The organism is Humiphilus diazotrophicus (assembly GCF_059726315.1).
This window is the reverse complement of record NZ_AP040870.1, coordinates 1,358,185-1,369,239: the sequence shown is the minus strand read 5'-3', so window position 1 is coordinate 1,369,239 and position 11,055 is coordinate 1,358,185. Positions and strand designations below refer to the sequence as shown.

Below are 11,055 nucleotides of genomic sequence, written 5' to 3'. Positions count from 1 at the left end.
AGGCGATACAAAAGCCATTTTTGCCCAGTGACAAACACTTTTCCACGTCACCGAAAGTGCCCGGTGCCGGGATATGAAACCCCAAAACACAGAATTGGTAGAGGTTAGAGAATGGACTGTCGTGCTTTCGAGGGTACGGTTGTTCAGGTGATACAAATCACATCATCGGGGCCGTTTGCCCCCTAGAATCGCCTCTAGAAATGCCACAGCCGTAAGGGGTAGGGTGTATACAGAATAACGCCCCCTCACATACCGTTGTGCAGCAGGAAGGTTAATTTTATGTGTCTGGCAATTCCCGGCAAGCTGGTAGGGAAGCAGGAAACGAATGGCGTTCTGACAGGACGCGTACAGTTTGGAGGCATCGTCCGGGAAGCATGCCTGGATTTTTTGCCTGAGGCCGAAATTGGCGATTATGTGCTTGTACACGTCGGTTTTGCCATCAGCCGTGTCAATGAGGAAGATGCCAAGACTTCTCTCGAATTTCTTCAGGCGAATGGAATGCTTGAAGCCGAACTGAATGATAGCGTAGAGCCCACCCAAACACCCTCAGGACCAAATGCATGAAATACATCGATGAGTATCGTGACGAGCGTCTGGCTCGTTCCCTGGTCGATCGTTTGAAGAGTATTGCCACCAAGCCTTGGGTCCTGATGGAGGTTTGTGGCGGGCAGACTCATACCCTGATGCGCTATGGAATCGACGAGTTGTTGCCAGCGGGTATGCAGATGGTCCATGGTCCGGGATGCCCGGTCTGTGTAACTCCGCTGGAGACTATCGATAAGGCACTTATCCTGGCTCAGCGTCCCGACGTGATTCTTGTTTCTTATGGAGATATGCTGAGGGTTCCCGGTTCGACGACGGACTTATTGCACGTTAAGGCGCGTGGAGCCGATGTGCGGATGGTCTACTCTCCGCTGGATAGCTTGAAGATAGCTCGCGAGAACCCAACGAAAGAAATCGTGTTTTTCGGCATTGGCTTCGAGACAACGGCTCCGCCGAATGCCGCAGCGGTATGGCAGGCAAAGCGCCAAGGTATTCACAACTTCTCTTTACTGGCTTCGCATGTGTTGGTACCGCCGGCCGTGCGTCTGCTCCTATCGTCTCCGGTTAATCGGGTGCAGGGGCTTATTGCTCCAGGGCATGTTTGCACGATTGTCGGTGTTGAGGAGTATGTTGCGCTCTCGAAGGAGTTAAAGATACCGATTGTGGTTGGCGGCTTCGAACCCGTCGACTTACTCGAAGCTATCGTGATGCTTGCGCAACAGCTTGAGCAAGGACGTGCCGAGGTAGAGAATCAGTATGTTCGTTCGGTGGGTTCTGCGGGCAATGCGCGTGCCAAACAGCTTGTTGAAGATATCTTTGAAGTATCCGGCCGTAAGTGGCGCGGTTTAGGATTTATCCCTGACAGCGGTCTTAAGATGCGCGATAGCTGGCGGGAATATGATGCTGAGGCTAAGTTCAACCTGGCTGATATCGCCGTGGAAGAGCCCGCCGAGTGTATGAGTTCGCAGGTTCTGCAAGGCCTGAAGAAGCCGACCGATTGTCCGGCCTTCGGTTCTCGTTGTACCCCCGAGTCGCCTTTAGGCGCTCCGATGGTTTCTGCCGAGGGAGCTTGTGCGGCTTATTATCACTATCGCCGTCACGGTTCCGATGCGCTTGTGTCCCTAGGAGGAGGAAAGTAAATGGGCAGCTCTGTTTTTCCTGTTGGTTCATGCCCAATGCCGATTGCGGCGAATACACATATCGTCCTGGGACACGGTTCGGGGGGGAAGCTCTCGGCCGACTTGATGCGGAATATCTTCATGCCGGCCTTCGGTAATCCGGCTCTTGAGGCTCTGAACGATCAAGCCTGTCTAGAAGTGGGGAGTGGGCGGATAGCTTTTTCGACGGATTCCTTTGTCATTAAGCCGCTCTTCTTTCCTGGCGGCAACATCGGCGAACTGGCCGTCTATGGCACGGTCAACGACTTAGCTGTCGGTGGTGCGGAGCCTCGCTTTTTGAGTGCTGCTTTCATTTTGGAAGAAGGACTTCCGATCGATACCTTGCGGCAGGTTGTCAACGCAATGGCGGAAGCTGCTCGCCGCGTCGGGGTCACAATCGTGACCGGAGATACGAAAGTTGTCGAGAAGGGAAGCGGAGACCAGATCTTTATTAATACCTCTGGCATAGGCGCGATTCCTAAGGGTGTTTCTCTTTCGGCTGCGAACGTGAAGTCCGGCGATCAGATCTTGTTAAGCGGACCTTTAGGGGATCACGGTATTACGGTTCTTGCTCAGCGCGAAGGGTTGGAGTTGGATGGCGATCTGCGCAGCGATGCTGCACCTCTTCATGAACTCTGTGCTGCGATTCTCCGTGCCGCTCCGGGAGTCCGTTGCATGCGCGACCTGACTCGTGGAGGCCTGTCGAGTGCTCTGAATGAGATTGCCGGATCGGCTTCTGTGGGGATGGAGATTCAGGAGCGGTCGATTCCTGTTCAAGATAGTGTTCGCGGAGCCTGTGAACTGTTTGGGCTGGATCCGCTGTATGTTGCTAACGAAGGCAAGCTGATTGCGATTGTGCCGGAGGCCGAAGCACAAGCAGCTCTTGCTGCTATGCGTTCAGTCGATGTTGCCTCCGATGCTCGTTTGATCGGCACCGTCACGGAAGCTCACGCAGGATTGGTTACGATGCGTACGGACCTGGGGACCATGCGTGTTGTCGATATGTTGGCCGGCGATCAGTTGCCGCGTATTTGCTGAGGTCTGTATGCACGAACTCTCGATTGCTCAATCGATCCTGGATTGTATTCGCAAGCAGTTGGAACCCTATCCGGGAGCGAAGCCTACTCGAATAGGAGTCAAGATCGGTTCAATGGCGGCAATCGATCCCTCAGCTCTACAATTCTGTTTTGAGGCAGTGCTTCTTGGTACGGATTGGGAGAAGTTGGAGCTGGTTCCCAACGTGATTCCTGCGCGCCGAACCTGCACTCAGTGTGGAACTAACTTTGTTGTCGAGGAGTACAACACCTTTTGTCCGGCTTGCCACAGCAACGCTACCGAGCCTGATGGAGGCGATGAACTCGACCTTGAATTCTTGGAGATAGATACCGATGGAACGCCTGGAACTGAAGTCCAAAGTACTCAATGAAAATCAGCGCATCGCCGAAACTTTGAGGCAGCGCTATCGCGAGAACGGCGTCCTCTGTTTGAACTTTATCAGCTCTCCGGGATCGGGGAAGACTGCTCTCCTGGAGAAGACTCTGGCGAATCTCGATCCCAAGACTCGAGTTGCGGTTCTTACGGGAGATATCCAGACCGACAATGATGCTAAGCGTCTGGCGCAATACGGGTTCCCTGTAAAGCAGATAACAACGGGTGGAACCTGTCATCTCGATGGCCGCATGATTGAGACATCGCTGGCCGACTGGTCTTTAGCCGATCTCGATTTATTGCTGGTAGAGAACGTCGGTAATCTGGTTTGCCCCTCCAGTTATGATTTAGGCGAGGCCGCCAAGGTGGTTTTGCTAAGTGTGACCGAAGGCGAAGATAAGCCTCTAAAGTATCCTTCTATCTTCTTTAAGTCGGATCTTTTCCTTCTGACTAAGGTGGATTTATTGCCTTATCTGTCCTTTAATGCAGATCTGGCCGAGCAGAATGCACGGCGTGTTCATCCTGGTATGGAGATTTTGCGGTGTTCCTCGACTGCTCCCGGTGGCCTGGATGCATGGATAAGCTGGTTACAAGCTCGCATGAATAAGGCAAAGGAAGACAGTCTTGCCACTGCCCGCTGATACGATAATTCGGCGCCAGGTTTGCGTTAGTGGAGTAGTCCAAGGCGTAGGCTTCCGCCCATATGTCTATCGATTAGCGACAGAAGAACATCTCACTGGAAAGATATCGAATGGAACCGCGGGCGTTACTGTAGAGGTTGAAGGTAGCGCCTCGCAGGTTGATCGCTTTTTGCAGCGGCTGTCTGCTGAGATCCCTCCTCTTGCCAAGATTACGTCTCTGCAGGTGCACGAGATGGATATCTGTGGCGATTCGGCCTTTGTGATTGTTGCCAGTGATCCGAGTGGACACGTCAATACGCAGATTCCCGCCGATGCTGCTACTTGTCCGGACTGCCTGCGCGAATTGCTCGATCCCAAGGATCGCCGCTATCGCTATCCCTTTACCAATTGCACGAATTGCGGTCCACGTTACACCATCACGAAGCAGATCCCCTATGACCGGCCACAGACTTCAATGGCGCGGTTTCCGATGTGTCCAGCCTGCGATGCGGAATATCACGATCCTCTGAATCGGCGCTTTCATGCGCAGCCGAATGCCTGTTGGGATTGTGGCCCTAAAGTCTGGCTGACAGATCCTGAGGGGAAGCAGGTTGATGTTCCCGATCCGGTAGAAGAGGCTGTCTTTCAGTTGGCGGAGGGACGCATTCTTGCCATCAAAGGCATCGGTGGATTTCATCTAGCTGTGGATGCCACAAACGAAGAAGCTGTGCAACGTTTGAGGGAGCGAAAGCACCGCTACGGCAAGCCTCTTGCGATTATGGTGAAGGACCTCGATGCCGCGCGCAGGCTCTGCACCGTCAGTGAAGAAGAAGGCAGCTTGCTAGCGGGTCCCGAGCATCCGATTGTTTTGTTGCGTCGTCGTTCGGATGAGCGTTCTATCGCTCCTGCTGTTGCTCCGGACGTGCCGTGGCTGGGTGTCTTCCTACCTTATGCTCCGCTGCAACACCTGCTCTTTGCAGATGACAGTCTCAAAGCTTTGGTGATGACCAGCGCCAATCTGAGTGAAGAGCCAATAGCGATTGATAATGATGAAGCACTGAGCCGGTTAAAGAATATTGCCGACACATTTCTTTTCCATAACCGGGATATCTTGCAGCGATGCGATGATTCCGTGCTCGCAGTCGTGGAAGGCCGGCAGCAGATCATTCGTCGAGCCCGTGGATTTGTGCCTCTGGCCTTGGACCTTCCGTTGGAAGTTCCGCCACTGCTTGCTGTTGGCGGTCATTTGAAGAATGTATTTACGCTGTCTTCCGGGCGCTTTGCTTATCAGAGCCAGCACTTGGGCGATTTGGAGAATCTCACTGGGTTGGAATTCTTCCAGGAAGCATTGGCTCATCTGAAGCATACGTTTGAGGTCGAGCCGCAATATATCATCCATGATCTTCATCCTGGCTATCTTTCGACGCAATGGGCTCAGCGGCAATCTCTGCCCTTAATCGGCGTGCAGCATCATCATGCTCATATCGCTTCTTGCATTGCCGAACACGGGCTGGAAGGCTCTGTGATCGGCTTATCTCTAGATGGAACCGGATACGGAACAGATGGCCATGTATGGGGCGGCGAAGTTTTGATCGCAACGCTCAAGGACTTCGAGCGATTTGCACATCTGAAGTATGTCGCCATGCCGGGAGGAGCGGCGGCAATTCATCAGCCGTGGCGCATGGCCTTCGGACATCTCCGTAGCGCTTTAGGTACTGAAGTTCATTCCCCCGACATTCTTGCCGCGATAGGGACAACCGCAAAGGATGCTCAGGTGCTTGACCGGATGATCGAACGAGGGATTAACTCTCCTCTGACCTCGAGTTGCGGACGACTCTTTGATGCTGTTGCAGCTTTGGTTCTAAAACGCAGGGATGTGCATTACGAGGCCCAGGCTGCCATTGAACTGGAAGGATTAGTCTCTGACATAGAGAACTGTCCTGAAATATCCGGATATACGATTCAATATTGTCCGCACGAAGGAAAGCCTGCTGTACTCGATCCAGCGCAACTCTGGGCGGAACTGCTTTCAGATCTTCGCGCCGGTGTAGATCCTGTGACAATGAGTCTGCGTTTTCATATGGCAGTCGCGGCTGCTTATGTTCATTGTGCTGTCGAAGCTGGAAGTAGAACAGGAATCAAGCAGGTTGCATTAAGTGGAGGAGTCTTTCACAATCGGCTGTTGACAAAACTCCTGCGTAAAAACTTATCAGCTGCGGGCTTCGAGGTTTATCTCCAATCAAAGGTAAGCCCGGGCGACGGTGGTTTGAGTTATGGGCAAGCAGCGATTGCCGCTGCTCGCCTTGCTAACTGATCTAAATTTCACAGCTAGAGCATCTCCCTCAAAGATGTAGATCGAGACACAAAGCTTACGCAGCTTTCCGCCAATGAGTTTTTGTGTGGACATGCAGTTTTTGGTTCCGACGGACCGGAATCGCCTCTCCAAACTCATGATTCGGACGATGACAACAGAAGCGAATGCAGCTTTTCATTGTCGATGAGGCGGGGGAAAATGGAGATAGATAATCTCGGATAATGCTCGTACCTTCTGCCATCTCCGCACTGATGCAGCTTTCGTTCACGTTCTGTGTCATCGCCGTTCTTGAGGGAATTGCCGTTTATACCTGGCAATTCCGCAACGAACGGGGCGCGCGCTGGCACATCGGACTGCAAGCGAACAAGAGTCTGTGGCTGGTGATGCTTATCACGGCTTCGCTGTGCCAAGGGCGGCGGTCGGGGGCGGCGAGCGAGTTGGCCTGTTCGCTCTGTGCATTTGCCGCTGTCTATTTCTGGTACCGCTTTATTTCGGAACTGAGCAGATATGACCGCGAAGCTCCACTCTGGCTCAGACCCGGCATCGAGATCGGTCTCTTGCTCTGCGGGTTGCTTGTCCTTAGCAATCCTTGGCATCATCTGGTTTGGGCTTCGGCGCGCGAATCCGGGGTTCTGCGGGAACATCCTGGCTGGTTATTTGGCTTTACAGTCCTGTTTGCTTATGCTGTCAATTTCTTTTCGGTGGGACTCAATGTGCGCTGGGCATTGCGCTGCCGTGGACTGCGCCGCCGCCAGGCATGGGCTTTTCTGGTGCCGAGCCTGATCGCCTGGACAGGCCAGTTTATGGCATATATGCCGTGGGCCAGTATGTACGACCCCCATGCGGTCTTTTTTCTTCTTTCCGGACTGGCGACTGCCTGGGCATTTTTTCGCTGGAGGGCATATAGCGTGCTGCCGCTGGCTCAGGAAGCCATGTTACGCAGCATGATCGATGCTCTCTTGGTCGTCGATGAGGAAGGTTACATCGTCCGCCTGAACACTGCCGCGCGTCAGATCTTTCCAAACGTGGCTGCGGAAGGTGCTCGTTTCGACACAATCGCTCACGTCTCTTCGGTGCTTCTGCCATTGCGCGAAGCACATGAACCACAAGTGCGCGAAGCAAATTGGGAGATGGAAGGGAAGAAGCACTTCTTTCAGGTGCAGACTACGCCTTTGTACACCACGGCGGGGCATCTTCTTGGACAGGTTTTTTGTTTCAAAGACGTCACACTTCAAAAAGCGCAACAGAGTCGTATCGTCGAGCAGGAAAAGGCGATTTCATTGTTGGAAGAGCGTGCTCGTCTGGGACGCGAGTTGCACGATGGACAGGGCCAATTATGGAGCTATCTCTCCATGCAACTCTACACGATGAGAGGCAAAATGGAGCAGGGGGATTCCGGGCGCGCTCTCGAACTCCTGAAACAGCTGCAGAAGGTCGTGCAGGAAACGCACGTCGGAGTGCGTGAAGCCATTACGAGTCTTCAAACTGGCGGTACGTTGGATCGGGGGTTGCTTCCCGCGCTCGAAGAACAGCTTCGCTGGTATCGGGAGCACTGCGGATGGCAGGCCAGCCTGCAATTGCATTGTTCCTGGCATGAGAAGCTACTCTCTCCGCACACGGAAGCTCAGCTCATGCGGATACTGCAGGAAGCACTCGCGAATGTACGCAAATCTACACAGGCCGACCGTGTCCTCATTACGATTGACCGCATAAAGAATAAGCTCATTTTCTCTGTCGAAGATAACGGGTGTGGCTTCGATCCGGAGATGGTGCGCGAGCAATCGGGCCATCATGGTCTGCGCATGATGAGGGAACGCGCCGATGAGGTTGGGGCTGTGTTGCAAATCGAATCGAAGGCTGGCGTGGGAACCCGCATCGTTCTGACGGTACCTGTTTCTTCCGATGGGATTATGGCTGAGAGCATTCTTCTAAACCAGGTGACACAATGAAGATTCTCCTGGTCGATGACAACAAGCTCTTTCTCTCCGGTCTGAGCAATCTGCTGGAAGAGAATGGTCACATCGTGGTCGGCTCAGCTACCAGCGGAGCTACAGTCCTGCCATTAGCGAATCGACTTCGACCCGAGTTAGTGCTGATGGATGTGCAGATGCCGGAACAGGATGGCATAGAAACGACTCGCATCCTCAAGCGTCGGTATCCGCTATTGAAGATCATCATGATGACTATCTCCGAGCGAGACGAATATCTTTTCGACGCAATTGCTGCCGGTGCAAGCGGATACTTGATCAAAGATGAACGGCCCGATCTCTTCTTGGAGGCTCTGGCAGGGATGGCACGCGGCGAAACGCCACTCTCTCCCGGGCTGGCAGGCAAGATTATGAATGAGTTTGCCCGACGTGAGCAGAAAGCAGGAGGGCCGCCCGCCAGTGCGTCTTCGGTATTGAGCGAAAGACAAATAAAAATTCTGCGCAGAGTTGCCGAGGGTAGACCTTATAGAGAGATCGCCGATCAGCTGGGGTTAACCGAACGAACCATCAAATACCACATGGGAGAGATTGTGGGCCGTCTCCATCTGGAAAACCGCTCCCAGGTCATTGCTTACGCCAGTCGCTATCTGCCGGAAACCAAGCGCGGCAATGAGTGAGGTTAGCTATTAACTCCTAAGGTCGTCAATTTACGGTTGACCTTGTGAGTTCGCTTCTTTCCACTACCTTGAAATGTCTATTTATCTCGGTGCTTTGAACTTTCCCGAAGCATAAAAAAGTGAAATGCAGCTTTCCGTCGAAGGAAGCTGCATTTCACTCTCTCTTGCGAATGTGCACCTACGCGCAAATTGCTCTGATAGATGCAGACTGGAGTTTTGTTGCTACCAGATGTGTACCCGGTCCTTGGGATCGAGATAGAGTTGCTCTCCCGGCTTAACAGCGAAGGCGGTGTACCAGGCATCGCTGTTGCGAACGATGTCTGCCCGGTATTCTCCGGGAGAATGTGGATCTGTCAGCACCTGTTGGCGAAGAGCCGCCTCTCGGGCCTTTGCTCCCCAATTTTGACTGAAGGCGATATAGAACTGCTGGTCTCCGGAGAAGCCGTCTTGAACAGGCGCTGGCTTACCTGAAAGGGCTGCCCGATAGCCGTCATAGGCTGCAGCAATACCGCCAAGATCGGCGATGTTCTCTGCCAGAGTTTGTTTGCCATTAACCGCAAGATCGGGAAATGGCTTATAGGCGTCGTATTGTTGCGCCAGCTTTGTGGTGGCTCCCTGGAAGTGCTCAAGGTCGGCTGGGGTCCACCAGTTTCGGATTCTACCCTTGGCGTCAAAGACGCTTCCTTCCGTATCGAAGGTATGGCTGATTTCATGTCCGATGACGGAACCGATGGCGCCGTAGTTTGCTGCGGCAGGTGCCTTCGGATCGAAGAATGGCGGTTGCAGGATTGCAGCCGGGAAGTTCAAAGCATTTTGCAGCGGCAGATTTACCGCATTTACAGTCTGCGGTGTCATCGACCATTCCTTGCGGTCAACCTCTGCACCCAGACGCCCGGTCTGGAATTTGTAGTAGAAGAGTCCTCCCCTCCACAGATTGCCAAAGAGATCGTCTGCTTTTACTTCATAAGCGGAATAGTCATGCCACGTATCCGGATATCCAACGCCAACGTAAAGGCTGGAGAGCTTTGCAAGTGCTTCGGCTTTTGTTGCCGGAGTCATCCAGGTGAGTGCGTTCAGTCTCTTCCGAAATGCCTCGATCAAGTTTGAGACCATGGCTTCTGCTTGCGCTTTGGCTTGAGGCGAAAAGTACTTCTGAACGTATGCCTGTCCTACTGCGTCGCCGAGTTCGCCGTTTACCAGCTGTACGCCACGTTGCCAGCGTGGGCGCTGCTGAGGAGTTCCGGCAAGAGTCTTACCGAAGAAAGCAAAGTGTTCCTCGGCAAAGGCTTTGGGTAAAGCATCGGAGTAAGCTTCGACCAGGTGGTAGGCCAGCCAGTCTTTCCACGTATCTAGAGGAACGGAAGCCACCAGTGCCGCCTCTCCTGCAAATGCGCTAGGCTGCCAGACTATAAAGCTGGTTTGTTTGGAAAGTCCGGCAGCGCGGAAGTATTCCATCCAGTCAAGGCCGGGTGCTTTAACCGCGAAGTCCGATTGGCTCCAGGTATTGTTTGCCTTGTGAATTTCCTCGTTTTCGGCCAGGCTAAGATGCTTTTCAGCGATGGCGTGTTCCAGTTCAACAATACGGGAGGCGCGTGCATCTGTATCGCTGAAGCCTGCCATCTTGAGAACCGTTGAGATGTGGGCTTGATATGCGGTACGGATGTTGCGCATCCGCTCGCTGGTGGAAAGGTAAAACTCACGATCCGGCAACATCAATCCACCTTGAAGCAGATAGGCCATATAGTGCTCAGGATCATTAAAGCCGGGGGACACCCACAAGCCAAATAGATTAGAGGTATGGAAGTTGGTGTTATTCAGCGGGTCTACGTCGGCCCGAAGACTCTCTCCTAAGGCACGGGCCAATTCCCGTTTATCGTGGATTGCAGCTATTCCTGCGAGATGACCCTGAAGAGGCGCCAGTCCCTTGGATTCGATTACCTCCTCCTTCATATAGGAGTTGTACAGGTCGGCGATCTTGCGGGCATTCGAACCTGCTGGAGGATTACTACTTGCAGCGGCTTCGATCAATTCGGCTGTCCGCTTACTGCTGAGGTCTCCGAGAGCATTGAAAACGCCGATGCGTGAGCGATCCGCAGGAATTTCTGTGCGGCGAATCCAGTCTCCGTTGGCGTAACGATAGAAGTCGTCCCCTGGTTTTACCGCTCGGTCCATGTTGGCAGTGGCAATGCCGTGAGTGTCTTGTTTGGGGGTCTCCTGTGCACAGGCAACAGAAATAGGAAGCACCGTGGCCAGACAGGCAGTGGCGATGAATATAAGGGAAGGACGTCGTAACGGGATTTTCATATACAAATTGCTCTCCAAAGAAGGCTTAATGCAATTTCAGTGTCATGGTGTCTGGTCAGGTGTCGTTATATGCAGTTTTTCCCA

The 11,055-nt window shown here is 53.2% G+C and carries 9 protein-coding genes; 8 read left to right on the top strand and 1 reads right to left on the bottom strand.

Annotated features, from left to right (window positions below; translation table 11 throughout):
• Positions 1-279: 279 nt before the first annotated feature.
• The 8 genes from AC6I7T_RS06980 to AC6I7T_RS06945 all read left to right on the top strand — a co-directional run bounded on the left by AC6I7T_RS06980 (position 280) and on the right by AC6I7T_RS06945 (position 8,667).
• A complete protein-coding gene (locus AC6I7T_RS06980; protein WP_497792614.1) occupies positions 280-564 on the top strand; it encodes a HypC/HybG/HupF family hydrogenase formation chaperone in 285 nt (94 codons plus the stop codon).
• Complete coding sequence (gene hypD, locus AC6I7T_RS06975) at positions 561-1,682, top strand: hydrogenase formation protein HypD (protein WP_497792613.1); 1,122 nt, start codon at positions 561-563, stop codon at positions 1,680-1,682. The genes AC6I7T_RS06980 and hypD overlap by 4 nt, the downstream gene beginning before the upstream one ends.
• Positions 1,683-2,738 carry a hydrogenase expression/formation protein HypE gene (gene hypE, locus AC6I7T_RS06970; protein ID WP_497792612.1) on the top strand — a complete coding sequence of 352 codons (1,056 nt, stop codon included), beginning with the start codon at positions 1,683-1,685 and terminating at the stop codon, positions 2,736-2,738.
• A 7-nt stretch (positions 2,739-2,745) separates the two neighbouring features.
• Positions 2,746-3,126, top strand: coding sequence for a hydrogenase maturation nickel metallochaperone HypA/HybF (locus AC6I7T_RS06965; protein WP_497792611.1), 381 nt, complete (start codon positions 2,746-2,748; stop codon positions 3,124-3,126).
• Positions 3,089-3,769, top strand: coding sequence for a hydrogenase nickel incorporation protein HypB (gene hypB, locus AC6I7T_RS06960; protein WP_497792610.1), 681 nt, complete (start codon positions 3,089-3,091; stop codon positions 3,767-3,769). The genes AC6I7T_RS06965 and hypB overlap by 38 nt, the downstream gene beginning before the upstream one ends.
• A complete protein-coding gene (hypF, locus tag AC6I7T_RS06955; protein WP_497792609.1) occupies positions 3,753-6,062 on the top strand; it encodes a carbamoyltransferase HypF in 2,310 nt (769 codons plus the stop codon). Before hypB ends, hypF begins: the two co-directional genes overlap by 17 nt.
• 221 nt (positions 6,063-6,283) lie before the next feature.
• A complete protein-coding gene (locus tag AC6I7T_RS06950; protein ID WP_497792608.1) occupies positions 6,284-8,011 on the top strand; it encodes a sensor histidine kinase in 1,728 nt (575 codons plus the stop codon).
• Positions 8,008-8,667, top strand: coding sequence for a response regulator transcription factor (locus AC6I7T_RS06945; protein ID WP_497792607.1), 660 nt, complete (start codon positions 8,008-8,010; stop codon positions 8,665-8,667). Before AC6I7T_RS06950 ends, AC6I7T_RS06945 begins: the two co-directional genes overlap by 4 nt.
• 222 nt (positions 8,668-8,889) lie before the next feature.
• Here AC6I7T_RS06945 and AC6I7T_RS06940 read toward each other — a convergent pair whose 3' ends face one another.
• Complete coding sequence (locus AC6I7T_RS06940) at positions 8,890-10,971, bottom strand: M13 family metallopeptidase (RefSeq protein ID WP_497792606.1); 2,082 nt, start codon at positions 10,969-10,971, stop codon at positions 8,890-8,892.
• Positions 10,972-11,055: the final 84 nt, after the last annotated feature.

What these genes read in the sequence shown, in the direction of transcription:
- AC6I7T_RS06940 (WP_497792606.1), bottom strand. Translation starts at nt 10,971, where the DNA reads ATGAAAATCCCGTTACGACGTCCTTCCCTTATATTCATCGCCACTGCC.
- AC6I7T_RS06950 (WP_497792608.1), top strand. Translation starts at nt 6,284, where the DNA reads ATGCTCGTACCTTCTGCCATCTCCGCACTGATGCAGCTTTCGTTCACG.
- hypD (WP_497792613.1), top strand. Translation starts at nt 561, where the DNA reads ATGAAATACATCGATGAGTATCGTGACGAGCGTCTGGCTCGTTCCCTG.
- hypB (WP_497792610.1), top strand. Translation starts at nt 3,089, where the DNA reads ATGGAACGCCTGGAACTGAAGTCCAAAGTACTCAATGAAAATCAGCGC.
- AC6I7T_RS06980 (WP_497792614.1), top strand. Translation starts at nt 280, where the DNA reads ATGTGTCTGGCAATTCCCGGCAAGCTGGTAGGGAAGCAGGAAACGAAT.
- AC6I7T_RS06965 (WP_497792611.1), top strand. Translation starts at nt 2,746, where the DNA reads ATGCACGAACTCTCGATTGCTCAATCGATCCTGGATTGTATTCGCAAG.
- AC6I7T_RS06945 (WP_497792607.1), top strand. Translation starts at nt 8,008, where the DNA reads ATGAAGATTCTCCTGGTCGATGACAACAAGCTCTTTCTCTCCGGTCTG.
- hypE (WP_497792612.1), top strand. Translation starts at nt 1,683, where the DNA reads ATGGGCAGCTCTGTTTTTCCTGTTGGTTCATGCCCAATGCCGATTGCG.